Annotated in this window: 23 protein-coding genes; 11 read left to right on the forward strand and 12 right to left on the reverse strand. The window is 64.1% G+C overall.

Features of this window, described 5'->3' with window-relative positions:
• Positions 1-14 precede the first annotated feature (14 nt).
• From EAH73_RS18540 to proS, 3 genes are all read right to left on the reverse strand, one after another.
• Positions 15-473 carry an NfeD family protein gene (locus tag EAH73_RS18540; protein ID WP_140468918.1) on the reverse strand — a complete coding sequence of 153 codons (459 nt, stop codon included), beginning with the start codon at positions 471-473 and terminating at the stop codon, positions 15-17.
• 86 nt (positions 474-559) lie between these two features.
• Positions 560-1,042, reverse strand: a complete 483-nt coding sequence (locus EAH73_RS18545) for a DUF4844 domain-containing protein (protein ID WP_140468919.1) — start codon at positions 1,040-1,042, stop codon at positions 560-562.
• Between the two features lie 170 nt (positions 1,043-1,212).
• Positions 1,213-2,688, reverse strand: coding sequence for a proline--tRNA ligase (gene proS / locus EAH73_RS18550; RefSeq protein ID WP_140468920.1), 1,476 nt, complete (start codon positions 2,686-2,688; stop codon positions 1,213-1,215).
• A 271-nt stretch (positions 2,689-2,959) separates the two neighbouring features.
• Here proS and EAH73_RS18555 point away from each other — a divergent pair, with 271 nt between their 5' ends.
• Positions 2,960-4,360: a hypothetical protein gene (locus EAH73_RS18555; protein WP_140468921.1), complete on the forward strand. Its 1,401-nt coding sequence runs from the start codon at positions 2,960-2,962 to the stop codon at positions 4,358-4,360.
• Positions 4,361-4,445: 85 nt separating this feature from the next.
• On the forward strand, positions 4,446-6,002 hold the full coding sequence (locus tag EAH73_RS18560) for an OmpP1/FadL family transporter (RefSeq protein WP_140468922.1): 1,557 nt from the start codon (positions 4,446-4,448) through the stop codon (positions 6,000-6,002).
• Positions 6,003-6,085: 83 nt separating this feature from the next.
• Here EAH73_RS18560 and EAH73_RS18565 read toward each other — a convergent pair whose 3' ends face one another.
• Positions 6,086-7,114 carry a hypothetical protein gene (locus EAH73_RS18565; RefSeq protein WP_140468923.1) on the reverse strand — a complete coding sequence of 343 codons (1,029 nt, stop codon included), beginning with the start codon at positions 7,112-7,114 and terminating at the stop codon, positions 6,086-6,088.
• 84 nt (positions 7,115-7,198) lie between these two features.
• Between EAH73_RS18565 and EAH73_RS18570 the strand changes: the two genes are divergently transcribed.
• Positions 7,199-7,912: a DUF3365 domain-containing protein gene (locus EAH73_RS18570; protein WP_140468924.1), complete on the forward strand. Its 714-nt coding sequence runs from the start codon at positions 7,199-7,201 to the stop codon at positions 7,910-7,912.
• Between the two features lie 20 nt (positions 7,913-7,932).
• On the forward strand, positions 7,933-8,493 hold the full coding sequence (locus EAH73_RS18575) for a hypothetical protein (RefSeq protein WP_140468925.1): 561 nt from the start codon (positions 7,933-7,935) through the stop codon (positions 8,491-8,493).
• 68 nt (positions 8,494-8,561) lie between these two features.
• Here EAH73_RS18575 and EAH73_RS18580 read toward each other — a convergent pair whose 3' ends face one another.
• Positions 8,562-9,434 carry a DUF535 family protein gene (locus tag EAH73_RS18580; RefSeq protein ID WP_161599603.1) on the reverse strand — a complete coding sequence of 291 codons (873 nt, stop codon included), beginning with the start codon at positions 9,432-9,434 and terminating at the stop codon, positions 8,562-8,564.
• A gap of 286 nt (positions 9,435-9,720) precedes the next feature.
• Between EAH73_RS18580 and EAH73_RS18585 the strand changes: the two genes are divergently transcribed.
• Positions 9,721-10,983: a protoporphyrinogen/coproporphyrinogen oxidase gene (locus EAH73_RS18585; RefSeq protein WP_140468927.1), complete on the forward strand. Its 1,263-nt coding sequence runs from the start codon at positions 9,721-9,723 to the stop codon at positions 10,981-10,983.
• Between the two features lie 63 nt (positions 10,984-11,046).
• On the opposite strand, the gene EAH73_RS18590 is transcribed toward EAH73_RS18585, so the two are convergent.
• The 3 genes from EAH73_RS18590 to EAH73_RS23920 all read right to left on the reverse strand — a co-directional run bounded on the left by EAH73_RS18590 (position 11,047) and on the right by EAH73_RS23920 (position 13,494).
• Positions 11,047-12,888 (reverse strand): alpha-amylase family protein, encoded by a 1,842-nt coding sequence (locus EAH73_RS18590; RefSeq protein ID WP_140468928.1) that lies wholly within the window; start codon positions 12,886-12,888, stop codon positions 11,047-11,049.
• Between the two features lie 138 nt (positions 12,889-13,026).
• Positions 13,027-13,266: a hypothetical protein gene (locus tag EAH73_RS18595; protein ID WP_140468929.1), complete on the reverse strand. Its 240-nt coding sequence runs from the start codon at positions 13,264-13,266 to the stop codon at positions 13,027-13,029.
• Between the two features lie 99 nt (positions 13,267-13,365).
• Complete coding sequence (locus tag EAH73_RS23920) at positions 13,366-13,494, reverse strand: hypothetical protein (protein ID WP_262711094.1); 129 nt, start codon at positions 13,492-13,494, stop codon at positions 13,366-13,368.
• 234 nt (positions 13,495-13,728) lie between these two features.
• Here EAH73_RS23920 and EAH73_RS18600 point away from each other — a divergent pair, with 234 nt between their 5' ends.
• Both EAH73_RS18600 and EAH73_RS18605 read left to right on the forward strand, forming a co-directional pair.
• The gene (locus EAH73_RS18600) at positions 13,729-14,412 is read left to right on the forward strand and encodes a hypothetical protein (protein ID WP_140468930.1); all 684 of its coding nucleotides are present in this window, start codon (positions 13,729-13,731) and stop codon (positions 14,410-14,412) included.
• 170 nt (positions 14,413-14,582) lie between these two features.
• Positions 14,583-15,782: a glutathionylspermidine synthase family protein gene (locus tag EAH73_RS18605; protein ID WP_140468931.1), complete on the forward strand. Its 1,200-nt coding sequence runs from the start codon at positions 14,583-14,585 to the stop codon at positions 15,780-15,782.
• A gap of 90 nt (positions 15,783-15,872) precedes the next feature.
• On the opposite strand, the gene EAH73_RS18610 is transcribed toward EAH73_RS18605, so the two are convergent.
• The 4 genes from EAH73_RS18610 to EAH73_RS18625 all read right to left on the reverse strand — a co-directional run bounded on the left by EAH73_RS18610 (position 15,873) and on the right by EAH73_RS18625 (position 20,189).
• The gene (locus EAH73_RS18610) at positions 15,873-16,535 is read right to left on the reverse strand and encodes a phosphatidylserine decarboxylase family protein (RefSeq protein ID WP_140468932.1); all 663 of its coding nucleotides are present in this window, start codon (positions 16,533-16,535) and stop codon (positions 15,873-15,875) included.
• Between the two features lie 246 nt (positions 16,536-16,781).
• A complete protein-coding gene (locus EAH73_RS18615) occupies positions 16,782-18,065 on the reverse strand; it encodes a Glu/Leu/Phe/Val family dehydrogenase (RefSeq protein ID WP_140468933.1) in 1,284 nt (427 codons plus the stop codon).
• Between the two features lie 126 nt (positions 18,066-18,191).
• Positions 18,192-19,157, reverse strand: coding sequence for a phosphatidate cytidylyltransferase (locus EAH73_RS18620; RefSeq protein WP_140468934.1), 966 nt, complete (start codon positions 19,155-19,157; stop codon positions 18,192-18,194).
• A 39-nt stretch (positions 19,158-19,196) separates the two neighbouring features.
• The gene (locus tag EAH73_RS18625; RefSeq protein WP_140468935.1) at positions 19,197-20,189 is read right to left on the reverse strand and encodes a CPBP family intramembrane glutamic endopeptidase; all 993 of its coding nucleotides are present in this window, start codon (positions 20,187-20,189) and stop codon (positions 19,197-19,199) included.
• A gap of 122 nt (positions 20,190-20,311) precedes the next feature.
• Between EAH73_RS18625 and dusB the strand changes: the two genes are divergently transcribed.
• From dusB to EAH73_RS18645, 4 genes are all read left to right on the forward strand, one after another.
• Positions 20,312-21,307, forward strand: a complete 996-nt coding sequence (dusB, locus tag EAH73_RS18630; protein ID WP_140468936.1) for a tRNA dihydrouridine synthase DusB — start codon at positions 20,312-20,314, stop codon at positions 21,305-21,307.
• Between the two features lie 119 nt (positions 21,308-21,426).
• A complete protein-coding gene (locus EAH73_RS18635) occupies positions 21,427-22,635 on the forward strand; it encodes an ATP-binding protein (protein ID WP_140468937.1) in 1,209 nt (402 codons plus the stop codon).
• 306 nt (positions 22,636-22,941) lie between these two features.
• The gene (locus tag EAH73_RS18640; protein ID WP_140468938.1) at positions 22,942-23,937 is read left to right on the forward strand and encodes a hypothetical protein; all 996 of its coding nucleotides are present in this window, start codon (positions 22,942-22,944) and stop codon (positions 23,935-23,937) included.
• Between the two features lie 113 nt (positions 23,938-24,050).
• Positions 24,051-24,728: an LEA type 2 family protein gene (locus tag EAH73_RS18645; RefSeq protein WP_140468939.1), complete on the forward strand. Its 678-nt coding sequence runs from the start codon at positions 24,051-24,053 to the stop codon at positions 24,726-24,728.
• Positions 24,729-24,811: the final 83 nt, after the last annotated feature.

Raw genomic sequence — 24,811 nt, forward strand, 5'->3', positions numbered from 1 at the left:
CGCCGCCCGGGGCCCTACGCGCCCGCCACCACGATGCGGTTTTGCTCGATGCCGAGCACCCGCACCTCGCGGCCCGCGTCCACAAACTCGCCCCGCGTCACGGCCTCGCGCCGCTCCTCGCCAAAGAGCACCGTGCCCGCCGGCCGCAGCGCCGACAGCGTGCGGCCCAGCGTGCCGGTGGGTACGTCGGCGCGGCGCACGTCCAGTACCGAGGCGTCGTTCACCTCGTTCAGCGCAGCGCGGGCCAGGTTTTTGGGCCGCAGGCCGAGGTAGAGAATCATCCCCGCCAGGGCCCCAGCGCCGGCCAGGGCCACGTTGCCGCTGGGCGTGCCCAGGTCGCGGTAGCCCAGCCACACGCCCCAGGCCAGCAGCCCAAACCCCACAAACCCCACCACCGTGGTGCCGGGAATAAAAATGACTTCGGCGGCGAGAAACAGCAGGCCGAAGAGCAGGAGCAGGGCGATGGTGAGCATGGCGGGAAGGCGTTGGGCCAGCAAAAGGTACGCCCGGGCCGCCGGATGGCAGCCCGGGCGTGCGGGAGTGGGCGGCGCCGGGGGCCCTAGCGGACGGGCGCGGCCTTTGCTTTGGGGCGCGTCAGGAAGGCGTTGAGCCGCCCGCCCGAAGAGGTGACGCCCACAATGTCGAGCAGGTCTTCGAAGTATTCGGCCACGTCGGCCCGGTCGGTGGTGCCGGGCGTGAGGGGCGCGAGGGCAGCCAGGCTGCCGTCCAGCACTTGGAAGTAGGCTTCCTCGGTGGGCCGGCCGCTCATGATTTGCTGGAAGTCATCGGTCGATTCGGCCAGGATGCGCGCCACCTGCGGCCGGTTTTTGAAAGCCGCCAGCTCGCCCACGAGCGGCTGGATGGTTTCCTTCATCTTCACGAGCCGGCGGCTGGCGTCGGTGCGCGTGGGGAGCACGGTGGCGGCCGGCATCGGCGCGGCAATGGCGATGAGGGGCGCGGCGGTAAGGTCGGGTGCGGTGGTGGTTTGGGCGTAGGCTGCCAGGGGCCCCAGCAACAGAAAACAAAGTACAGGTTTGCGCATAACTTGGGAAGAAGGAGAACGAATGAAAAAGGTTAAGGGCCCCGAAATATAAATAATTGCAAGGATAATATAATTGACTTCGGCCAAAGAAAATGAAATGGTAAAGGGCCGGCCCCGAAACAGCGTTTCGGAACCGGCCCTTTATAGGTGCTTCAAAACCAATTAACTGGCTAGTAGGCCCGGGCAAAGTAGGCGCGGCGGGGGCTGGGGGCCCCCGTCACCATGCACGTGCCGTCCTCGTCGGGCTCGGCCAGGGCCAGGCAGCGCACGGTGGCCTTGGTCTCCTCCTTGATGCGCTCCTCGGTTTCGGAGGTGCCGTCGTAGTGGGCCAGCACGAAGCCGCCCTTCTCGTCGAGCACCTGCTTGAACTCGTCGTAGCTGTCCACACGGGTCAGGTGGTCGTCGCGGTAGGCGCGGGCCTTTTGGTAGATGTTGGCCTGGATGTCGTTCAGCAGCTGGTCCACGGCGGCCACGATGTCGGCCAGCGGCAGGGTCATTTTCTGCTTAGTATCGCGGCGGGCAACCTCCACGGTGCCGGCGTCGAGGTCGCGGGCCCCCACGGCCAGGCGCACGGGCACGCCCTTCAGCTCCCACTCGGCAAACTTGAAGCCGGGGCGCTCGGTGTCGCGCGCGTCCACCTTCACCGAAATGCCGCGGGCAATGAGCCCCTGCTGAATGGGCCGGATGCGCTCCATGAGCGCGTCGAGCTCGCCGGTTTTGTAGATGGGCACGATGACGACCTGAATCGGGGCCAGCTTGGGCGGCAGCACCAGGCCCTCGTCGTCGGAGTGGGCCATCACCAGGGCCCCCATCAGGCGGGTGCTCACGCCCCAGCTCGTGCCCCACACGTACTCGCGGGCGCCGTCTTTGGTGGCAAATTGCACGTCGAAGGCTTTAGCAAAGTTCTGGCCCAGGAAGTGGCTGGTGCCGGCTTGCAGGGCCTTGCCGTCCTGCATCAGTGCCTCGATGCAGTACGTGTCTTCGGCCCCGGCGAAGCGCTCGTTGGCAGTTTTCACGCCCTTCACCACCGGCAGGGCCATGTGCTCCTCGGCAAACTCGGCGTACACGTCGAGCATCTGGCGGGTTTCGGCCACGGCCTCCTCGGCGGTGGCGTGGGCGGTGTGCCCCTCCTGCCACAAAAACTCGGCGGTGCGCAGAAACAGGCGGGTGCGCATTTCCCAGCGCACCACGTTGGCCCACTGGTTGATGAGCAGCGGCAGGTCGCGGTAGCTCTGGATCCAGTTCTTGTAGGTGCTCCAGATGATGGCCTCCGAGGTGGGGCGCACCACGAGCTCTTCTTCAAGCTTGGCGGCGGGATCCACGCGCAGTTTGCCGGGGCGGTCGGGGTCGGTTTGGAGGCGGTAGTGCGTGACGACAGCGCACTCCTTGGCGAAACCTTCGGCGTTTTTCTCCTCAGCTTCGAACAAGCTTTTGGGTACGAAGAGCGGGAAGTAGGCATTTTCGTGGCCCGTGCGCTTGAACATATCGTCCAGTTGGCGCTGCATTTTCTCCCAAATGGCGTAGCCGTAGGGCTTGATGACCATGCAGCCGCGCACGGCCGAATTCTCAGCCAGGCCGGCGCGTTTCACTAAGTCATTGTACCAGAGCGAATAATCTTCGGCACGGGTGGGCAACTTTTTGCTCATAATCGGCATCTAAGAGGGTAACCGAAAGGGGCCCTGGAAGTGGTACAACATTTGACCTAACTACCGGGCACCGTTTCGGGGTCAAATTACGTTATTAAACCACAGACCCGAACGGCCCTCCAACCCCCAGGAAATGCACTGGCCGAATTCAGCCAACTCTTTTGGGGATTAGCCGTTGAGAATGAGTCCCGACCCGGGGCTCTTTCATTAGGATTTCGCCCCCGGGGCTGTTACTTTACGTCTAGTCTATTCCGTCTTTTTCTACTCGCTCATGAAAACCCCGCTCACCGCCTATCTGCCTGCTTTGGCGCTTCTTGCGCTGGGCGGGTGCGCCGGCACCACGGCCGTTACCTCGTCGGAGAACGACGGGGTGTATTATTCCTCCAAGGACCACACCACGGCCATTGCTGCGGCGCCCATGCAACGCTACACGCCCGTGCAGCAGGCCCCCTCGCCGGGCTACAGCAGCGCGCCCGTGGCCCCCGCCGCCAACCCCGACGAGGCCACCAACCCCGACTACAACGGCAGTACCGCCGCGGGTGCCACCACTGGCTCCGACGAGTATTACGACGCCAGCACGGCCAACAGCTACGACCCCAACACGTCGCTGTTCAACCAGCCCTACACGGGCCCTGGCATGGGCGGCTACACGCCCAACAGCCCCTACACGTCGCTCGGCTACGGTGGCGCTGACCCCTATTATGGCGGAGGCTACGGTGGCCTTGGCTATGGCGGTGGCCTCGGTTACGGTGGCTACGGTGGGCTGTCGCCCTACAGCTCGTTTTACAGCCCGTTTGGTTTTGGCTACGGCTCGGGGCTGAGCATTGGCTTCGGCTTTGGCCGTCCCTTCGGCTATGGCTACGGTGGTTACGGCTACGATCCTTTTTACAGCCCCTTCTATAGCCCCTTCGGCTACGGTGGGTACGGCCTCGGTTACGGTGGCTATGGCTTGGGCTACGGCCTGGGCGGTTACGGCGGCGGCTACTACGGCTACGGCAACGGTTACCGCCGCAACGTGATTTATACCGGCAATGCTGGCGGCCGCTCCGACTACTACGGTGGCAATGGCAACACCGTGCTGGTGGGGCCCCGGGGCGAGCGCTCGGCGGCAGCCTACGGCGCCCGCCGGCCAGCACCCAACGGCGGCATTGCACCTGCCAACAACCCGGCAGTGGGCGGTGGCCGGGGCACTATGAACAACCCTGGCATGACGCCGGGCGGCGTGACCACCAGCTCCCCGATGGGGGGCCGCTTCGACCGCTCGAACGGGGGCAACGCCGGCCAGTACGCCGCTCCTACCAACATGGACCGCGGGGCCCGCGGTGGCAGCTTCGAGCGGCCCGCTGGCCAGCCGCAGGTGAGCGGCCAACCCCAGCAGGCCCAGCGCCACGGCTTCTTCCGCGACATGTTTAACGCGCCCAGCAACAACGGCATGAACGGGGCCCAGGGCCAGGCCGCCAACGGCAACTACAACCAGCCGCGCCAGCGCTCGTTTGAGCAGCCGCAGCAGCGCTCGTACCAGCAGCCTCAGCAACAACAGCAGCGCTCGTTTGAGCGGCCCCAGTTTTCGCAGCCATCCAATAGCGCGGGTCCGCGCGGCGGGTTTGGCGGCGGTGGCGGCGGGTTTGGTGGCGGCGGCGGTGGCCGCAGCGGTGGCGGCCGCGGCCGGTAGGTAACGACTTGATTAGCTATTTTTTGATATGCTTCCTTTTGCGAGCCGGCCCAACGGCCGGCTCGCTTTTTATTCCCTCTTACCCATGAAAAAACGGATTTTATGGCTTTGCCTGGCCCTCGCAGTGGGGCAGGCCGGCCACGCCTATGCCCAGGGCCCCGACGATGCGCTGCGCTACTCGCGGCTCCAGTTTGGGGGCCCCGCCCGCACCCAGGGCATTGCGGGGGCCAACGTGGCGCTGGGGGCCGACTTCGGCAACCTCACCAGCAACCCCGCCGGCTTGGGTTTCTACCAGAAATCAGAGGTGCACGCCGGCTTGGGTGTGGGCATTGGCAACAGCAACACCTCCTTGAATGGCAGCGGCAAGCTGAGCGACAACGCCAACAGCGTGAACGTGCCCAGTATTGGGCTGGTGCTGGCCACCCGCCGCCCCGACAACGACCAGAGCTACTGGCGCGGCGGCGCGTTTGCCCTGGGCTTTACGCGGCTAGCCGATTACAACGTGGCCTCGAACTATTCGGGGAGTGTGACTGACAACCGCTCGTTTTTTCAGTACTTGCGCGAAGGCGACCCCACGCAGTTTGCCAACGTCAACAGCCAGTACAACAATAACCAGTACACTAACATCGACGGGCTGGCCTACGCGGGCTACCTCACCGATCAGTTGGTAACCAAGCGCAACCAAGGCAACGCCAACGCGCCGGCCGACTCCATCGGCACACGTAACCGCATCGGCAACATTGCCCAGGGCGAGCGAATTGTGTCGTCGGGCTCGATGTCGCAATTTGACCTGGGCTACGGCGGCAACTACCGCGATAAGCTCTACATCGGTGTGGGCGTGGGCGTTGTGAGCAGCAACTACCGGCAGTCGCGCGACTTTACGGAGGAGGAAAACGCACCCTCCACGCCGTTTGCCAACCTGCTTCTGCACGATGAGCTGCACACCACCGGCACCGGCATCAATGGCCGGCTGGGCCTGATTTACCGGGTGGCCAACGCCGTGCGCCTGGGGGCCTCGGTGCAGTCGCCCACCTTCATGCGCATGACGGACACGTACAGCACGTCGCTGAACACCAACTTTACGCCCCAGGGCCAGACGGGTAACAACATCATCAGCAACGTGTTTAACAGCACTGTGCCGGGGGCCTACGATTACACCATCACCACGCCGTTCCGGGCCAACGGGGGCGTGGCGGTCGTCATTGGCAAGTACGGCTTCCTCTCCGGCGACGTGGAGTACGTGGGTTACGGCCAGGCGCGCATCAACAACGACCCGAACGGAGCCAACGGCGACAACAGCTCGTTTGCCGCGCAAAACCAGCGCATCCAGGAGCTGTACCGCAACACGGTCAACTTCCGGGTGGGAGCCGAGGGCCGGTTCGACATCTTCCGGGCCCGCCTGGGCTTCGCCACCTACGGCGACCCCTACAAAACCGCCACTCCCGGCACCAATGGGGCCCAGAACTTCTACACCGCCGGCCTCGGCATTCGGCAAAAGAGCTTGTTCGTGGACCTGGCCGGGGTATACACCACCTTCAACCGCAACTACTCGCCCTACACCCTCAGTAGCGGCCAGGAGCCGGTGGCAATGGTCAACAACACCCGCTTCACGACCAGCATCACGGCGGGGCTGATTTTCTAGCCTATTCTGTATTGATTTTAACGCAAAACGGGGCCCCCGGCAAGTTGCCGGGGGCCCCGTTTGGCGTAGCGTGGGGCCCTCAACTATTTCTGCACCAGCACCTGGCAAGTGATGATGGTGGCCGGCGTGCGCACTAGGTCGGCGATGAGCAGGGCCCCGTACTTCTGGCCCGCCGTGGCCGTGGCGGCGGTGTGGAAGGCGATGACCGCGCCCTTTACCAGCGGCACGGTGCGCAGCGAGTCGCCGCCGGTGGCGGTGCCGCCAGCAAATGTCGAAGCTAGCAACGCATTGGTGGTGAGGGCAATAAAGTCGGTAGCCGTGAGGGCCGTGGCGCGGAGCGCGGTGGTGTGGCGGCTCGTCGTGCTCCAGCCGGTGGTCACGAGGCTATCGGAGCGGGTGGAAACCAGCCGCAGGGTGGGGCCCCGGCTGGTGCACACCAGGTCCACCAGGGCCCGGTTTTCTTGCTTGGTGGCGTTGGTGCCCGCCACCGCAAAGTGCGGCAGGGCCAGGCCCTGCCGCAGGTTCACGTAAGCCAGGGCCTGGCTTTGGGCAGCCGTGAGCGGCGCGCCCGCCCGGCCCACGGGCACGGCCCCAAAGTAGGCGCGGTAGCTGTGCACTACGGCCGTGAGCGAATCGGTGCGGCGCAGCGTCAGGCGGTAGGCGCGGCTGGCGGTGGCCCCCATGGCGTCGGTCACGCTGTACTCCCAGGTATCAACCCCCGAGGCGGTGCGGCGCGTCAGCAGGTTGGTGAAGGCAATGTCTTTGGTGCCCGGGGCCAGCACGGAGTCGAGGTACACCAGGGCAGGGTCGTCGGGGGTGCTGCCCGGCTGGTAGGAGCTGATGGGAAAGGGGTAGAGCACCGGCGTGCGAGTGGGCGACGACGCCAGCGTGATGCGCAGGCGCGCCAGGTCGGGGCCGTTGGCGAGGTCGGCGGTCTGGGCGTAGAGCTTGCTGGCCAGTGTGTCGGCCGTCACGGTGGCCGTGGTGAGCACCGCCGGCGAGCTGCTGACGAAGCGGGAGGCCCCCACGAAGTCGAGGCGCGGCGAAAACACGATTTTGGTGCAGGCCGCGGCCAGCACCAGCACAGGCAAAACGCGGAGAAGAAAGCGCATACGGCAAAGGTACGGGCCGGGGCAGGGCCCCCGGCCAAACAAGCCTGCCAACGGCGGGTTGCTGGGGTATATTGCCCGTTCATTATGGCCACGCTCGTTTCATTTACTTTTGGCCGGCCCGCCCGGCGCGGGGCCCTGCTGCTGGGCCTGCTGGCCGCCGCCGCCTGCCGCCCCGACCAGGTTGAGCACCTCAAAGACCACAAGCGCATCGGCATCGAGGCCGAGAACTGGGTGGTGAAGCGCATCATGCCCGCCGACCTGCTCCACGCCACCCGCTGGGCCGGCGACTCGCTCACGGCCACCGCCGACACGCTGCTGCGGCGCACCCTGGCCCGGGCGCTGGCCACCGGCGGCGTGGCGGGGGCCCTGCCGCTGTGCCGCCCCGAAACCTACCCCGCCATCGATTCGCTGGCCCGCACGCTGCACGCCACCGCCCGCCGCGTGAGCACCCGCCCCCGCGACCCCGCCCACCGCGCCATTCTGCTGGCCGCCGAAATGCAGACCGACACCACCCGCACCCTGCACCGCGAGTCGCCGGAAGTATTCTTCTACCAGCGCCCCATCGTGCTGAGCAATACCCTGTGCTTGCGCTGCCACGGCACCGTGGGCCGCGACATTGCCCCGGCCGACTACGCCCTCATCCAGCAAAAGTACCCGCAGGACCAGGCCACCGGCTACCGCCTGGGCCAGCAAATGGGGGCCTGGCAGCTCAGCCTGGAGCGCGGCGGCGTGGCCGAGTTCTGGACCATGAAGACCCGCAAGAAGTGGAAGGAGCACAAGATGCCCAAGCTGTTCTGAGCCCCGCCGGGGCCCGGCTGGTGCTAGCGCTCAACCGGGTTCATCCAGCAAAAGCCGGCTGGCTGCGCTGGGCGGGTTTCGCTGTTTTGCTGGTGTATTACCCATTGGTCGCGCTCGGCTTGGGGCCCCAGCTGGCGGCAGTGGGCGCGTTTTTATTGTGGGTGGCGGTAATGGCCAAAACAAGGAGTGCTTGGCCTACCGTTGTAAAGGCCGGGCAGTTGCTCTGCTTTGATGAAGCGTTAATGCTGTCAATCGACAAGCAGCAAATCCATTACCCATTGGACTCCGCAACCGTTGTTTTGCTGACGTACCAAGGATTCAAAGGGGAATACCTGGCGCGCACTCGGGCGAGTGGCACCGATAATTTCATTCAAATCGACGACGGGCAAGCCTACCAATTTGCCGTGCTCACGGAGCAAGCCCAACAGCAGTTGCGGACAGAATTGTACCGCTGGTACTTGCGTAAGGTGAAGGTGAAAGAGTACCGCCAGGATGGCCCCACCTTCTTGTTGCACCGCGACTTGAGTTACGAGGAGATACAAGGGTATAAGCGCGAGTTCGGTGTTGGCCTCTACGGATGATACGCGTAGCACCTTCTTCCAAAGTCTTGCTTATACCCTTTGCATCTAATCGCATCTGTAGCCAGGGCCTAGTTCAGCACTGCCTGCTGCTCCAGCAAGTGGCTGGTGAAGCCCTGGCGAACGGCTTCGCAGACGTCGTCTTTGTACTGGCGCTTGCGTAGGGTGCGCTCGCGGCGCTTGCCTTTGATGAGTTCGATGGGCGTTTTGACCAGTGGCAGCCCCAGAAAGAATAGATTTTCTGGCGTGCGCTCAGCCTGGAACGATTCCCAGAACGAATTGTAATCGAAAGTAATGGTGTCGTATAGGCGCTCTTCGGTGCTGATGCCGACTAAGGTGTTGATGTTGAGGGCGGCGGCTACGCCTTGCAGGGCGCTGATGAGCAGGGCCGCGGGGGTAATGTCGTGGCAGCTTTTGGTGCACTGCCGAATGAGCTCAAAGTTGCGCGTGCCTTGGATGCGGCTCACGAACAGCACCTGGGCCTTGGGGCTGCGCACGTACCGGCCCGGGGCCACCACAAACGAAATGTTGTAGAGCGGCACGCCGTTGTGGGCAAAGGTCAGGGCCAGGTCGCCTTCAAAGTCGATGCCACTGGGAAAAGTGAGCTGAATGCTCATCACGCCGTCCTCTGCCCGGCAATCCTGCCAAAGCGGGACGCCGGTGAGCAGCGACGCAAAGAAGCTGCCCTGCACCTGCCGGGCCAGGTAGTCGTAGTGGTTGTACAGGATGCCCAGGCGGGCGTTCCGCGATAGATTGTTAGCCAGGTAGTTGCCCAGGTACTTGTAGCCCAGCCGGGGCTGGTGCTTGACGAGCGCCTGCAGGCTGGGGCTGTTCATGAGCCGGTTGAGCTTGAAGTGCGCCGGCAAATGCAGCACGATGGGCGCGGCGCGCAATCCCGTTTTGAGCGCAAACAGCCCGCCGCGCTCAAGGGCTTCGTTAACCACGCGAACCGTGGTTTGAAAAATCGTCGGTAAGCGAAGAATAGTTGGATTCATTTTTTAAATAATTGAGAGGTAGAGAGGGGAGTTTGAAAGCAGTTGGATTTATCGTTTAGTAAACTAGATAAGCGGAACCGGAAGTGAAACTAATTATTTGATAAAAAATAGTTTAGCTATCCTTTTTTGCTTATATTCAAAACTAGTAGGTTTCTATTATTTAAACAAATGCCAACCCCTCCGGCCCGCGCCGCCCGCCCCAACCTTGGGGCCCGGTTTGGAGTTAATTCGGGCCATGACTGTTGACTCTTCTGCTCCCGTTGTTATCGTTGGGGCCGGCATGGCCGGCCTGGCTTGTGCCACCTGGCTGCACCGCGCCGGCCGCGCCGTGCGCGTGCTCGATGCGGCCGACGCCGTGGGCGGCCGCGTGCGCACCGACGCCACGCCCGATGGCTTCCTGCTCGACCGCGGCTTCCAGGTGCTGCTGACGGACTACCCCGAGGCCCGGCGCGTGTTCGACTACGGGGCCCTCGGCCTGCGGGCGTTTCGCTCGGGGGCCGTCATCCAGCTGCCCGATGGCACCGAAACCACGCTGCAAAACCCATTGCAGCGGCCGCTGGCGGCGTTTTCGGCGCTGGCCTCGCCCATCGGCAGCCTGGCCGATAAGCTGCGCATCCTCGGCCTGGTGCGCCGCGTGCAGCAGCACACGCCGGAGGAGCTGCTGGCCCGCCCGGGCACCGATACGCTGAGCTTCCTGCGCCGCTACGGCTGGAGCGAGGCCATGATCGATAACTTCTTCCGGCCGTTTTTCGGTGGCGTGTTTCTCGACCGCAGCCTGGGCACAGCCAGCAACTTTTTCGAGTTTGTGTTCCAGCAGTTTGTGCGCGGGGAAGCCGCAGTGCCGGCCCTGGGCATGCAGCAGCTGCCCGAGCAGCTGGCCGCCCGCCTGCCGGCCGGCACCGTTCAACTCAACACGGCCGTGGCGGCCCTGGAGGGCCCCTACGTGCGCCTGGCCTCGGGCGAAACGCTGGCCGCTACGGCCGTGGTGCTGGCCGTGGACGGCCCCGCCCTGGCGCGCCTGCTGCCCGCCGCTGGGGCCCCCAGCCCCGGTAGCCGCCTCACCACCAACACGTATTTTGTGGCCGAGGGCCCCGCGCCGGGCCGCGGCGATGGCCTGCTGCGCCTCAACGCCAAGCCGGGGGCTTTGGCTCACAACGTGAGTTTCCCCGCCGATGTGGCCCCGGCCTATGCCCCGGCCGGTAGGGCCCTGGTATCGGTAAGTACCCACGGCGACACCGGCCTCTCGGAGGCGGCGCTGGCCGGGCGCTTGCACGAAGAGCTTATTGCCTGGTTTGGGTCCCCGGCCCGGCAGTGGCGGCACCTGCGCTCCTACCGCATCGCGCACGCGCTGCCCGCCTACCCCGCCGGCCTGCCGGTGCAGCAGCCCCTGCGGCTGGCCGAGGGCCTCTACCGCTGCGGCGACTGGGCCGCCTACCCGTCGCTGAACGCGGCGTTGGCCACCGGCCGCCAGGTGGCAGAGGCCATTATCGCCGGTTGATTAAACTGAAAAAGGGAATGTGCTGCACAGCACATTCCCTTTATTCTGGGTAGCTCGGTTGGGCTACTTGCGCTTTATCTCGTAAATGTGGGCCGAAAGGGGCTCCAGCACTTCGTTGAGGACTTGCAAGGGCTCGCCGCCGTTCAGCAAATCGGTATAGGTATAAGTGGCTTGGGCCGTGTTGGAGATGCCCATGGCCTGGAAGGCGGCGGCCGGGATGGTGAGGCCTGGCTTGTAGGCTTTGTCGGGGCTGAAGTTGACGACCACCAGCAGCTGCTGCTGGTTGGTGTAGCGCAGGTAGGCGTAGAGGTGGCGCTGGTTGTACTGCTTGCCCAGGTTGTTGGCGTCCTGCAATTCGTAGAACCGGCCCCGGCGAATAGCGTCGCTGGTGCTGGATAGCGTGAGCAGGCGCTTGTAGAAGTCGCGCAGCTTGCGCTGCTCCGCGCTCAGCTTGCCGCCGTCGCACTTGCCCTGGTTCAGCCATTTCTGGTGTTCGGGCACGCCCCAGTAGTCGAAAATGGTGGTGCGGCCGTCTTCGCTGCTGAAGCCCTCGCTGCCCCGGCCAGGCTCGCCCACTTCCTGCCCAAAGTACAGCATTACGGGGCCTGAGGCCAGGGTGGCCGTCACGGTCATGGCCGGCACGGCGCGCAGCGGGTCGGTAGAAAAGTCCTTGCTGGCAATGCGTTGCTCGTCGTGGTTCTCCAAAAAGCGCAGCATGTGCGACGAGAACCCGCGGCTTTCCTGCTGCCACACGTGCGTGAGGTCGTCGGTGTTGCCCTCGTTGCGCATCAGCCGGCGCAGGCCATCGTAGAGGCCCACCTTGTCGTAGAGGTAGTCGAAGTGGCCTTTTTCGAGGTAGGTCTTGTACTCCTTGTTGTTGTAGGCTTCACCGATGAACACGAGGCCGGGCTTCACCTTTTTCAGCTCCGGGATGACGTAGGCCCAGAACTCAACGGGCACCATTTCCACCATGTCGCAGCGGAAGCCGTCCACATCTTTCTGGGCCCAGAACACGAGGATGTCGCGCATCTTCTTCCACGTATCGGGCACGGGGCTAAAGTGCATAGCGCGGCCGTGCTGGTAGTCCACACCGTAGTTCAGCTTTACGGTCTCGAACCAGTCGTCGACGCTGGGCGCGGCCGAAAACACGTCGTTGCCAGTGGCCTTGGCAGGGTTTTCGGCGTACTTGCCGTCTTCGCGCGGGCCTTTTAGGGGCCCCAGCGGGTTGTAGCCGGCGGGCACCACAAAGGCCTGGCCGGGCAGGTAGTAGAAGTTGTTCTGGGGCCCAAAAGCCTTGGTTTTATCGTCCGTGGCGCCCAGGTCCACCACGCCCGCGGGCTTGGCGTCCGACTTATAGGAGCGGGCCACGTGGTTGGGCACGAAGTCCATCAGCACCTTCAGGCCGTGGGCGTGGGTGCGCCGGATGAGGGCCTCGTACTCGGCCATGCGGTTGCCCGGCACCACGGCCAGGTCGGGGGCCACGTCGTAGTAGTCTTTGATGGCGTAGGGCGAGCCGGCGCGGCCCTTCACCACGTCGGCATCGTCGGCCGGAATGCCGTGGGCCGAAAAGTCCGTCATGGTGGCGTGCTCAATCACGCCAGTGTACCACACATGGCTAGCGCCCAAGGCTTTAATCTCGTCCAAGGCCTTGTCGGTGATGTCGTTGAACTTGCCGCAGCCGTTCTCGGCCAGGGTGCCGTAGGGCTTGTTCAGGGCCACCTTGTTGCCAAACAGCCGCGTCATCATTTGGTAAATGATGAGCTTGTGGTCCTGGGGCACCTCGTCGGTGGTGTTGGGGTCGGCGGCCAAGGCGGGCGCGGTTAAGTGGGTCGTCGGCACGGAGAAAAGGGGCAAGGAAGGCGCAGCCAGGGTCAGTAAGCCGGCGGCCAGCAACAAATTTTTCATAAGGCAGCAAGTTAAGCAAACGGTCGGTGTGCCGGATTCGCTGCCCACATGGGGCCCCCACTTGCCTCGGTGGGGCCCCACAAAAAAGCGCGGGCCCCGTTGGGGGCCCGCGCCTGTGCAATAGCGGTGCGCTATTGCTTAGTCGTCGTTGCGGCTGATGAGCACCACGGCCACGGCGGCCACGGCGGCAATGCCTAAAATCAGCTGCGTGGAGGTGAACTTTCGGGCGGCTTTGCGGAGCAGGATGCCGCCGTTTTGCAGCAGGTCGTCCATGTGCTCGGTTTTGCCCTGGAACACGTGGTAGGCACTTTCGAAGGTGCGCACGAGGTCTTCAGGCATAATTTTTTCGAGTTGGATGTCGATGTCGTCGGAGGCCATGGGGTTAGGGCAAAACGGGTAGAAGGATCGGGTGAGGCGGCCCGGCGGGGCCCACAATTTCCTTCTACGGGCCCGCCGAACCGGGGTTGTGGCCCTGCTTTATTCCACCACCAGAATGCGCGAGCTGGCCTTGCTGCCCTCGCGCACCTGGCAGTAGTAGGCCCCCGCGGCGAGGCCGGCCAGGTCGAGCGGCAGCTGCTGGGGCCCCGGGGCGTGGAAAAAAAGCACGGCGGTTCATAAGCGCGTGGGAGAGTAGGCGCGGAGTTTTCCTTAAAGATGCTGCAAACGGGTGAAGGTTTAATGATGAAGAAGTTATGAGGAAAACAGAGGCTTTATAAGAGCTAATACTACGGCATGCCGCTGGGTGCTGCTGGCCCTGCCGGGGCCCCTGGCGCGGCTGGCGCGGCGGTTTTTGGGCCCGATGCAATACCTTCGGTGCCGGTCTTTTCCCTTTCCGCCGCCATGAAAAAACACTTCCACTCCCTCGGCGACTGGCGCCGCAACGTGCTGCTGGTGGCCGCCGCCAGCAGCCTCGGCCTCAGCCTGCCCGCCTGCTCGGGCGACGATGGCCGCCGCGCCGACAACAACGGCGCCGATGGCAGCTGGAGCGGCCAAACCTACAGCCAGGGCGTCGTCACGGAAATGACCGAGGTGAAGCCTGGTGAGTGGAAAATCACCGCCGAGCGCCCCGCTGGCAAGGAAGAGGTGGCCGCCGTGCTGCACCACTTCGATGGCAAGGTGGACACGCTCCAGGGCCAGGCCCTGCAACGCCAGATGCAGGACTACAGCCGCCAAAACCCCGAGAACCGTGCCCAAAATTCCGGCCTGATGAACGTGCTTATGTGGAGCGGCATCGGCTACATGGCCGGCCGCTACATGACGCCCAACCCCGGCTATTACGCCAACCCCGGCCTGCTTCAGCAAAACCAAAACTGGCGCGCCAACGTGGCCCGCGAGCGCCAAGACCAGGGCCGCGGCTTTTTCGGCCGGGGCTTCAGCGGGGGCCGCACCTCGGCCAACGCCGGCATCCAGGAAAGCGGCTCCACGGTGCGCTCCTCGCCGCGGCCCAGCTTCCGTAGCAGCGCCCCGGCCGGCCGCAGCAGTGGCTTCGGCAGCCGCGGCGGCTTCCGCGGGTTTGGGGGGTAATGCCGCTGGGGGCCCCGGCTTCGACGTAGTTAGTTAGATGAACGTTACGCCGAGCGCAGCGGACCTCCCGCGTAACTAATTCATTGACTATTGCTGCGGGAGAAATGCTGCGCTCGGCATGGCGTTTCGTTAGAGCATTACAATAAGCCCAATTCTAGGCTCAACTGAAAATGATAAACCTGCTTTCCCTCACCGGCGACGTATCGCCCGCCGTGCGCGCCTTGGGCTGGGATTGGGCCCTGGAAGACGCCTGCCAAAACTACGTGGCCCGCGAAGCCGTGCAGCTCGCCGAGGCCGATGCCGAAACGCTGCTCCAGGCCGCCGACACGCTCTACGACATGCTGGTGGCCGCCATTCCCGACCCCATCCCCGATGCGTTTTTGCAGCAGCTGGCCATCGCGCCCAACCTGTGGGAAGCCGTGCGCCACTCCTGGAACGACGAGCGCCACTGGCACCTCTACGGCCGCTTCGACCTGGCCCTCACCGCCGAGGGCCCCAAGCTGCTAGAATTCAACGCCGACACCGCCACCGGTTTGCCCGAGGCCGCCGTGGTGCAGTGGGCTAGCCTGGTGGCCGCCGGCCAGTCGGGCGACGACCGCCAGGCCAACGGCCTTTTCGAGTGCCTTGAAGACCAGTTTCGCCATTGGCGCGGTCTCAACCACGACCGCCAGGCCACCTTGCTGCTGGTGCACCTGCCCGGCAGCGCTGAGGACGAAGCCAATTGCGGCGTGCTGGCCGAGGCCGTCCGCACCGCCGGCTTCGCCGATACCTACGTGTGCTCGGTGGATGATATGAAGGTGTCGGTGGACGGGGCCGACCGCGGCGTGTGGGCCGAAACCGTGCCCGGGCAGTGGCAGCGGTTCGATTTCCTATTCAAGCTGGTGCCCTGGGAAATCCTGGCCGATGAGGAGCCCGCCCTCACCGCCGACCTTACCCACCTGCTGCTCACCCGCGACGTGGTCATTGCCAACCCGGCCTACGCCCTGCTGTTCCAGAGCAAGGCGCTGCTGGCCCGCCTTTGGGAGGTGTTTCCGCACCACCCGCTGCTACTCGAAGCCAGCCTGGGGCCCCTGCCCGGCCACCACGTGCGCAAGCCGCTGCTGGGCCGTGAGGGCCAAAACGTAATTGAAGTGGGCCCCGACGGCCGCCCCACCGCCGAAGTGCCCGGCGAGTTTGGCGACCAACCCACGCTATACCAGCGGTGGGCCGAGCTGCCCACCGATGCCCAGGGCCGCCGCTACCAGGCCGGCGTATTCTGGGCCGGTGAGGCCTGCGCCATCGGCTTCCGCCGCGAGGCTGGGCTCATCACCAATCTGTCGGAATTCGTACCGCACCTGCTGGTCGAAGGCGCTAATCCTCTGCCTGAATAACGGATTGAACGTGTAACACATGTGCATAAAAAAAGGCCACTCATTGAGTGGCCTTTCTTATGATATATGTTAATTGCTGGGGGCCCCGAATCAGACCTTTAATTGGCAGATTACGGTTTCGCCGCCTTTTACTTTCTGGCCCAACTCCACCTTCACGTCGGCGTCGATGGGCACGAACAAATCGACCCGTGAACCGAACTTGATGAAGCCGAACTCTTCGCCCTGGTTCACTTCATCTCCCTCATTCACGTACCACACAATGCGGCGGGCCATGGCTCCAGCAATCTGCCGGAAGAGTACCAGGGGCCCTGCGTCGCTGGCCACTACCACGGTAGTACGTTCGTTTTGGGTGCTGCTCTTGGGGTGCCAGGCCACCAAGTAGTTGCCGGGGTGGTACTTGAAGTACTTCACCATGCCCGAAATTGGGTTGCGCGTCACGTGCACGTTGATGGGTGACATAAACACGCTGATCTGCTTGCGCATGTCTTCGAAATACTCGGGCTCGTACACGTCCTCAATTACCACCACCTTGCCATCGGCCGGGGCTAGCAGCAGGTCTTCGTGGGTGAAGAGGTGGCGGAACGGGCTGCGGAAAAACTGGAGCAGCGCCAAAAATGCCACCACCGAAACCCCAGCGAAGATGCGGTTGAAGAGCACCGCCCCCCGGTTGAACTGATAAAGGGCCAAATTCAGGGCCAGCAGCACCAAAATGGTTACGAACAGGATGCGGCGGCCTTCTTTGTGTACTTTCATAAATCACTGATTTTGACTGATCGGCCGTGATTCCGCTGCTTCCAACGAGGCTAACCAAGGCAAAAAATAGGGCGGCTGGAAATGGCAGCCAGGACAAATTACGGTCAGAAACAGAAAAAGCACGGACCAAACGGCCCGTGCCTCTTGCTACAACGAAAAACAAGCAATAATGGCTTGCGGAATGGCAACTAATAAAATTGACCGATAAATCAGTGAAATCACGGTTAATCGGTCAAAATCAATGGTTTAGTAGCCGCCGCGGAACTTGTAGGTCTGGGCTACCTTGTCGATGGCCACCACGTAAGCCGCGATGCGCAGCGAGATGTTGTATTTCTGGCTCACGGCGTACACCTTCTCAAAAGCATCGGTCATGATGCGGTCGGCGCGCTCGGTCACCATCTGCTCGGTCCACTTGAAGCCCTGCTTGTTCTGCACCCACTCGAAGTAGCTCACCGTCACGCCGCCCGAGTTGGCCAGAATGTCGGGCACCACCGAAATGCCTTTTTCGTAAATGATGGGGTCGGCCGAGGCAGCCGTGGGGCCGTTGGCGCCTTCCACAATCAGCTTGGCCTTGATGTAGGGAGCGTTGTGCTCGGTGATAACGTCTTCCACCGCGGCGGGCACCAGCACGTCCACATCCGACACGAGCAGCTCGTCGGCGTCCATCGGCACGGCCCCGGCGAAGCCTTCGAGGCGGCCGCCGTGGGCGTTCTTGTAGGCAATGGCCTCGTCGATGTTGATGCCGTTGTCGTTCCAGTAAGCCCCCGAAATATCGCTGATGGCTTTGATTTTCAGGCCCTTGTCAAATAATAGCTTCGAGGCCCACGAGCCCACGTTGCCGAAGCCCTGCACGGCGGCCGAAACTTCCGTGGGCTCCATGCCCAGCTTTTCGAGGGCGGCCAGGGTGGCCACCATCACGCCGCGGCCGGTGGCCTCGGTGCGGCCCAGCGAGCCGCCCATCACCAGGGGCTTGCCCGTGACGACAGCCGACGACGTCATGCCCACGGTCTTCGAAAACTCGTCCATCAGCCAGGCCATCTCGCGGGGGCCCGTGCCCATGTCGGGGGCCGGAATGTCGCGGTCGGGGCCAAACACGTCTTTCAGGGCCAGCGTGTAAGCGCGGGTCATGCGCTCAATCTCGCCGGCGCTCATCGTGGTCGGGTCGCAGATGATGCCACCCTTGGCGCCGCCGTAAGGAATGTCCACCACGGCGCACTTCCAAGTCATCCAGGCCGCCAGGGCCTTCACCTCGTCGAGGTACACGTTCTTATCGTAACGGATGCCGCCCTTCGAGGGCCCCAGAATCGTGTTGTGAATGACGCGGTAGCCCTCGAACACGCGCACCTTGCCGTTGTCCATCGTCACGGGGATGTGCACGATTACCTGCTTGTCCGGGGTTTTGAGGACGTTGTAGGTTTCTTCGTCGAGGCCGAGGATTTCGGCGGCCACATTGAAGCGGGACATCATCGACTCCAGCGGGTTTTCGCGGTCGAGGAGCGGGGCGGGTTCTTTATAAACGGTAGCGGCCATGGTTGATAGGGGGGTTAATAGTAGGAGTGATTGGGTGGGAGGGAACGTTTTGCGGCGCGAAGGTACTGACTCCGGCCCATATACGAACAATTGTTAGTTTCGTGTTGCCCCGGCGGCGCTCCGCAATTACCCCGCCAATAATTGCAGTAGAACTAGCACCGGCAGCACCAGCAGAAAGGCGTCGAAGCGGTCGAGCAGCCCGCCGTGGCCGGGCAGAAACGTGCCCGAATCCTTCACTCCCGCGCTGCGCTTGAGCATCGACTCGGCCAAATCGCCCAGGGGCCCAAACACGGCCACCACGCCCGCCGCCACCAGCCGGTGCGTGAGCGGAATGTCGGGCACGAACTGCCCGAACGCCCAGCCCACCACCAGCGCCAGCAGGGCCCCGCCGGCCCAGCCCTCCCAGGTTTTGCCCGGCGAGATGGTGGGGGCGAGCTTGTGCTTGCCAAAGTTTTTGCCGGCGAAGTAGGCCCCCGTGTCGGCCGCCCACACCAGCAGGATGAGGCAGAACACGTGGCGCGGGTCGTAGCGGCCGCCGTCGAGCGCAATCAGGCTCAAAAAACTCATCGGCAAGCTGATGTAGAGCAGCCCGCCGAGGGTAACGGCGATGTTTTGGAAAGGCTTTTGGTTGCCGGGCCACATCCAGATTTCGCGCAGCCACAGCGCCACCGGCAGCCCTAGGAACAGCAGCAGGAAGTGGAAGGCGCTGCTGCCCACGCCAAAGGCGAGGCCCGCGCTGCCGGCCAAGGAGCCGGCACCGGCCGGCGGCCCGCCAAACGTGCCGAACAAGCTGGGCGCCAGGGCCCGGCCCAGCAGCAGCGAAGCAGTGGTGATGCCGAACAGCCACGTGCCCGCCACGATGCCAATCCACTTGGCCGGTGCGTAGCCCCCGGCCCGCATGATGCGGTAGAACTCCTTGAGCATCACGGCCTGCACCCCGGCAAAAAACAGCCCGAACGAAATAGGGCCCCCGTAGGTGCAGCCGATAAGCAACACTGCCGCAATGCTGCCCCAGACGACGCGCTGGCGCAAATTGCTGCGCACGCGCTTGGTGGGGGGCAGGGCGTCGGCGGGGGGCAGGTCGGGGTTCAAAAGCGGGAGGGAAAGGAGGGCAAGGGAATGAACGCCAAATTACGGCATGGGTTGGCCAGGGCCCACGGCCACGCCCTGGCGGCTGACGGTGCGCATGAGGCGCGGGCTGTCCGGGGCCCCCATGCGCTGGCGCAGGCCCCAGAGCAGCGCGCCGGCCAGCACCGCCGAGGCCACCGCCATTGGCCAGGGCAGCGCCTCGGTGCTGTCGGGGTCGAAGGCCGTGTTCCAGCCGAAGGCGCCGCGCTGCACCAAGTACAGCAGTACCAATTGGAAGGCGTTGTTGGTGAAGTGTGCGGCCATGGGCACCAGGATGTTGCCGCTCCACTCGTATAAGTAGCCCAACACGAGCCCCAGCACGAAGCGCGGCACGAACCCAAAAAACTGGAAGTGGATGGCGCTGAAAATGGCCGCCGCCGCCCACACGCCCGCGTGCCGCGACCCAAACCAGCGCACTAGGTTCTGCTGGATGACGCCCCGGAACACCAGCTCCTCGGCCACGGCCGGCACCACGGCAATGACGAGCACGCCCACCAGCAGCCGGCCCGCGGTGCCGAACTGCGTCAGGAACTTGGTGAGGGCCCCGGCCTGGTCCTCCTTGGCGCGGGCCCACAGCTCAAAATCGTGCAGAAACGCGGGGAAGTGCACATCCGCGTTCCACGCCACCAGCACCGACATGAGTGGCACAATAACCAGGATGAGGGCCCCCGCGGCCAGCGGCCAGCCCGCGCTGCCCAGGCGGCGCGGGGCGAAGTAGCCGGCCCACGGGGCCCCCACCACGGCGGGCATCAGGGCCGCGCCGGCCCCCAGCCCGGCCAGCGACAGGCCCTGCAGCAGCATGAGGGCGGCCCAGCCGTGGGGGCTGCCGGCGGGGTTGGCGCTAATTTGGGCGAAGCCGGCCAGCGAGTAGCCGTACACCTGCGTGGCGAGCACCAGGCCCACAAAGCTGCCCAGGCACAGGCCGGCGAAGGCCAGGCCCACCAGCACCAATATCTGCAAAAGCGGGTGCATGGGGCGGGCGGGGAAACCTTTCATGGCGGCGGGCAAGTTCGGGAGGTCGTAAATTTACCCCAGATTTAATTTAGGCTTGAGCGAGCGTCGTGCTGAGCTGGTCGAAGCAGCTCAGCACGACGTTCAAATCTAATCCCGCTATTCCCGTGGTCAACATAGGTCCCAACATCCAGCTTCCCGATTTTCCGCTTTTGCTCGCGCCCATGGAGGACGTGAGCGACCCGCCCTTCCGCGCCGTGTGCAAGGCCAACGGGGCCGACCTGATGTACACCGAGTTCATTTCGAGCGAGGGCCTCATCCGGGCCGCGGCCAAGAGCCGCAAGAAGCTGGACGTGTTTGATTACGAGCGGCCCATCGGCATCCAGCTCTTCGGCTCCGACGTGGAGACGATGGGCGAGTGCGCCGCCATCAGCACCGAGGCGGGCCCCGACCTCATCGACATCAACTACGGCTGCCCGGTGAAGCAAGTGGCCTGCCGCGGTGCGGGCGCGGCCCTGCTCCAGGACATTCCCAAGATGGTGGCCATGACCGCCGCCGTGGTGCGCCACACCCACCTGCCCGTGACCGTAAAAACTCGCCTGGGCTGGGACGAGGGTACCAAAAACGTAGAAGAAGTGGCTGAACGCCTGCAAGATGTGGGCATTGCCGCCCTCACCGTGCACGGCCGCACCCGCGCCCAGCTCTACAAGGGCGATGCGGACTGGCGCCTCATTGCCAGCATCAAAAACAACCCGCGCATCCACATCCCCATCTTCGGCAACGGCGACATCACGACGCCCGAAAAGGCGCTGGAGTACAAAAACCGCTACGGCGTGGACGGCGTGATGGTGGGCCGCGCCAGCATCGGCTACCCCTGGATTTTCCGCGAAATCAAGCACTACGTGGCCACCGGTACCCTGCTGGCCCCGCCTACCCTGGAGGAGCGCGTGGCCATGTGCCAGATGCACTTCGACCGCAGCGTGGAGTGGAAGGGGCCCCGGGTGGGCATTTTCGAGATGCGCCGCCACTACGCCCACTACTTCCGCGGCCTGGAGGGCGCCAAGGCCTGGCGCACCCGCCTCGTGGAAGCCGAAACGCCCGAGGCGGTGTACGAAATCATGGCCGAAATTGCCCGCAGCGAAGCCGTGCTGGTGGGGGCTTAGTTGTCAGTTAGTTGTTGTCAGTTGTTAGGTGCAGGGGCAAGCATGAGTTATTTGCCATGAATTACGTTCGCAACGGCCGCTGACAACTGACAACGAGCAACGAACAACTAAACGCCTGAATGATTACGATTTACGACCAGAAATCCCGCGTGAAGATCTTGGTGGCCGTGGGGGCCCTGCTCATCGGGGCGGCCACGGTGGTGTACACCAACATCTTGGTGCGGCAGGTGGCGCGGCGCGAGCAGGAGCAGATTCAGCTCTACGCCAAGGCCCAGCGCTACATCGTGAACACGGAGGAGGAGGGCGGCCTCATTTTCGTGCAGGAGCAGATCATCAACGTCAACAAGACGATTCCCATCATCTTCACCAACGAGGCGGGCCTCATCGGCGGGGCCCGCAACGTGGACCTGCCCCCCCACCTGGCCCCGGCCGACTCGGTGGCCCGCCTGCGCCACGAGTTGGCGCTGATGAAGGAGCGCCACCAGCCCATTGTGGTGGAGTACGCCGCCGGGGCCCGCGACTACATCTACTACAACGACTCGCACCTGCTGGCCCAGCTGCGCACCTACCCGCTGGTGCAGCTCGGCGTCATCACCTCGCTGGCCGTGATGGCCTACTTCGCCTTCAGCTACTCCAAGCGCTCCGAGCAAAACCGCGTGTGGGTGGGCCTGGCCAAAGAAACGGCCCACCAGCTGGGCACGCCGCTCAGCAGCCTGGTGGGCTGGCAAAGCTACCTGCGCGAGTCGGAGCGCTTTGCCAACGAGCCCATCATCGAGGAGCTCGGCAAGGACATTCGGCGGCTGGAAATCATCACCGAGCGGTTTTCCAACATCGGCTCGGTGCCGGTGCTCAATGACGAGAACCTGCTGCAAGTGACGCGCAACGCCATCGACTACCTCCAGAGCCGGGTGTCGAAAAAGGTGAAGTTCACCATCGAAACCGACTTGCCGCTCGATACCCCCGCCCGCGTGAACGTGCCGCTGTTTGACTGGGTGGTGGAAAACATTTGCAAAAACGCCGTGGACGCCATGGAGGGCCGCGGCTCCATCACGCTGCACCTGCGCCGCGTGCGGGTGCGCCGCAGCTGGTACCGCCGCGCCGCCCCCGGCCGCCAGGTGGCCGTCGACATCACCGACACGGGCAAGGGCATTCCCAAAAACAAGCTCGAAAGCGTGTTTTTGCCCGGCTTCACCACCAAGCGCCGCGGCTGGGGCCTGGGCCTGGCCCTGGCCAAGCGCATCATCGAAAACTACCACGAGGGCCGGCTCTTCGTGAAGTGGAGCGAGATGGGCCGCGGCACCACGTTCCGCATCGTGCTGAACCAGTGAGCGATAGCCCACGATAAACGATAAAACGGGAAAGATGTGACCGGCGGTTTCGGCGGCCTGGGGCCCATGCGCCTGTGGGGCCCCGGGGCGGGGCGCAGCGCGTGCTCAGGCGTGGGGCCCTGCGTAAAGGTGAGCCAGCAACAACGCAGTTTGGCACAGACTATTGTGGCATTCGGAGAGATTACCAAGATAAAAATTAACTATCCCGGGATGCCGGCGTAAGCTGGCCCATTCCATCAAACCTCGCCACTAAGGCGAGGTATTTTTCCATAAGCAAGCAGTTACTGCCTGCGCATACCGTTCGTTATGAACCCTGATTATCCCACCCAACTGGCACCGGCCTACGCCGCGCCGCACAAACGCATTTCCTGGGGCGCCGTATTTGCCGGGGCCCTGCTGGCCCTGGTTACCCAGCTCGGCCTGGGCCTGCTCGGCGCCGGCATCGGCCTGAGCACCATCGACCCCATGCAGGAGCAAAACCCGGTGAGCGGCCTCGGCACGGGCGCCATCATTTGGTACGGCATCAGCACCCTGGTGGCCCTGTACGTGGGCGGCATGGTGGCCGGCCGCTTAGCCGGGGCCCCGCGCCGCGTGGACGGCCTGCTGCACGGCCTGCTGAGCTGGGGCCTGGTGACGCTCTTCACCTTCTACCTGCTCACCACGGCCGTGGGCGGCATCATTAGCGGCGTGGGCGGCGTGGCCGGCCGGGCCCTCACCGCCGCCGGCAGCGGCATTGCCGCCGTGGCCCCCAGGGCCGGCGAAGCCATCAAAGGCGAGCTGAAAGAGCAGGGCATCGACCTGAACGACGTGAAGCGCGAAGCCCGCGAGCTGCTGAACCAGACCGGCAAAGCTGAGCTCCAGCCCGGGGCCCTCGAAGGCCAGGCCCGTTCCGCCGGCCGCACCGCCAAGGCCGAAGCCGAGCAAAGCGCCTCCAACCCCGAGGGTGCCGGCGATAACTTCGACCAGCTCATCGACAACCTGACCTCGAAAGCCGAAAACATTGGCAACGCCGCCGACCGCGACGCCGCCGTGAACGTGGTGATGAAGCGCACGGGCAAGACCCGCGCCGAATCGGAGCAGATCGTGGATAATTGGATTTCGACCGCTAAGCAGGCCCAGGCCAAGCTGAAGGAAGCCAAGGACGCCGCCGCCCTCAAGGCCCGCGAAGCCGGCGATGCCGCCGCTTCGGGCTTGTCGAAGGCCGCCATTTTCGCCTTCATCGGCATGGTGCTGGGTGCCGCTGCCGCCGGTTTCGGTGGCCGCCAGGCCACGCCCGATGAGCGCTTGGTCGTCCGGGCCTAACGATTTGTAGTTGAACGGCCTCTCCGGCTCGGAGAGGCCGTTTTTTTACGCCCTTTTGGTTCGCTTTCAATTGCTTTCCCTTTTTATTTCATCCTCTTCCCACCCATTTTCTCATGGCTACTTTTTCGTTTTCGCGGCTCTCGGGGCCCTATTTGTCCGCCGCCTTGCTTGGGGCCGCGCTATTTGCCAGCAGCTGCGCCAGCCTCAACCAACAGAAGGAGGAAGGCAAAAACTTTAAGGAGTGCGAGTTCAAGCTGCAATCCATCGAGCAGGCCACGCTTGGTGGCGTGGACGTAACCAACGTGCGCTCGGCGGCCGACCTGAGCGGCGGCGACCGCGCCCGCATCGTGGCCGCCTACGCCACCGGCTCGCTGCCCCTGAACATGCGCGTGAACCTGCAAGTAACCAACCCCAACAATGAGGTGGCAGCCCTCAACGCCTTGGATTACAAGATTATGCTTGACGGCAACGAGGTAGCCACCGGCGCCACCACCCAGCGCATCGAAGTGGGCCCCAACAGCACGGCCATCGCCACGGTGCCCGTGAACGCCGACGTGCGCAAGGCCATTGCCGACGGCGGCCTGGAGTCGGTGGGCAACTTTGCCCTGGGCCTGGCCGACCGCAACCGCCAGCCCACCCGCGTGACGATTGCCATCCGCCCCACCGTGAAGATCTTCGGTACTACCATCAAGCGCCCCGGCTACATCACCGTCGAGAAAGACGTGACGGCCCGCCAGCTCATCAACGAGCGCGCCACCCGCCCCGACTCGCTGCGTGCCCCGCGCCCGTAGGGGCCCCAGCCATACTTGGTAAAAGCAACAGCCGTTCCACTGGCCCAATTGGCTAGCGGAACGGCTGTTGCTTTTTACTGAAA

The sequence above is a fragment of the Hymenobacter nivis genome (genome assembly GCF_006439025.1).
In the GTDB taxonomy this organism is placed as follows: Bacteria; Bacteroidota; Bacteroidia; order Cytophagales; family Hymenobacteraceae; genus Hymenobacter; species Hymenobacter nivis_A.

What these genes read in the sequence shown, in the direction of transcription:
- EAH73_RS18540 (WP_140468918.1), bottom strand. Translation starts at nt 473, where the DNA reads ATGCTCACCATCGCCCTGCTCCTGCTCTTCGGCCTGCTGTTTCTCGCC.
- EAH73_RS18545 (WP_140468919.1), bottom strand. Translation starts at nt 1,042, where the DNA reads ATGCGCAAACCTGTACTTTGTTTTCTGTTGCTGGGGCCCCTGGCAGCC.
- proS (WP_140468920.1), bottom strand. Translation starts at nt 2,688, where the DNA reads ATGAGCAAAAAGTTGCCCACCCGTGCCGAAGATTATTCGCTCTGGTAC.
- EAH73_RS18555 (WP_140468921.1), top strand. Translation starts at nt 2,960, where the DNA reads ATGAAAACCCCGCTCACCGCCTATCTGCCTGCTTTGGCGCTTCTTGCG.
- EAH73_RS18560 (WP_140468922.1), top strand. Translation starts at nt 4,446, where the DNA reads ATGAAAAAACGGATTTTATGGCTTTGCCTGGCCCTCGCAGTGGGGCAG.
- EAH73_RS18565 (WP_140468923.1), bottom strand. Translation starts at nt 7,114, where the DNA reads ATGCGCTTTCTTCTCCGCGTTTTGCCTGTGCTGGTGCTGGCCGCGGCC.
- EAH73_RS18570 (WP_140468924.1), top strand. Translation starts at nt 7,199, where the DNA reads ATGGCCACGCTCGTTTCATTTACTTTTGGCCGGCCCGCCCGGCGCGGG.
- EAH73_RS18585 (WP_140468927.1), top strand. Translation starts at nt 9,721, where the DNA reads ATGACTGTTGACTCTTCTGCTCCCGTTGTTATCGTTGGGGCCGGCATG.
- EAH73_RS18590 (WP_140468928.1), bottom strand. Translation starts at nt 12,888, where the DNA reads ATGAAAAATTTGTTGCTGGCCGCCGGCTTACTGACCCTGGCTGCGCCT.
- EAH73_RS18595 (WP_140468929.1), bottom strand. Translation starts at nt 13,266, where the DNA reads ATGGCCTCCGACGACATCGACATCCAACTCGAAAAAATTATGCCTGAA.
- EAH73_RS18600 (WP_140468930.1), top strand. Translation starts at nt 13,729, where the DNA reads ATGAAAAAACACTTCCACTCCCTCGGCGACTGGCGCCGCAACGTGCTG.
- EAH73_RS18605 (WP_140468931.1), top strand. Translation starts at nt 14,583, where the DNA reads ATGATAAACCTGCTTTCCCTCACCGGCGACGTATCGCCCGCCGTGCGC.
- EAH73_RS18610 (WP_140468932.1), bottom strand. Translation starts at nt 16,535, where the DNA reads ATGAAAGTACACAAAGAAGGCCGCCGCATCCTGTTCGTAACCATTTTG.
- EAH73_RS18615 (WP_140468933.1), bottom strand. Translation starts at nt 18,065, where the DNA reads ATGGCCGCTACCGTTTATAAAGAACCCGCCCCGCTCCTCGACCGCGAA.
- EAH73_RS18625 (WP_140468935.1), bottom strand. Translation starts at nt 20,189, where the DNA reads ATGAAAGGTTTCCCCGCCCGCCCCATGCACCCGCTTTTGCAGATATTG.
- EAH73_RS18635 (WP_140468937.1), top strand. Translation starts at nt 21,427, where the DNA reads ATGATTACGATTTACGACCAGAAATCCCGCGTGAAGATCTTGGTGGCC.
- EAH73_RS18640 (WP_140468938.1), top strand. Translation starts at nt 22,942, where the DNA reads ATGAACCCTGATTATCCCACCCAACTGGCACCGGCCTACGCCGCGCCG.
- EAH73_RS18645 (WP_140468939.1), top strand. Translation starts at nt 24,051, where the DNA reads ATGGCTACTTTTTCGTTTTCGCGGCTCTCGGGGCCCTATTTGTCCGCC.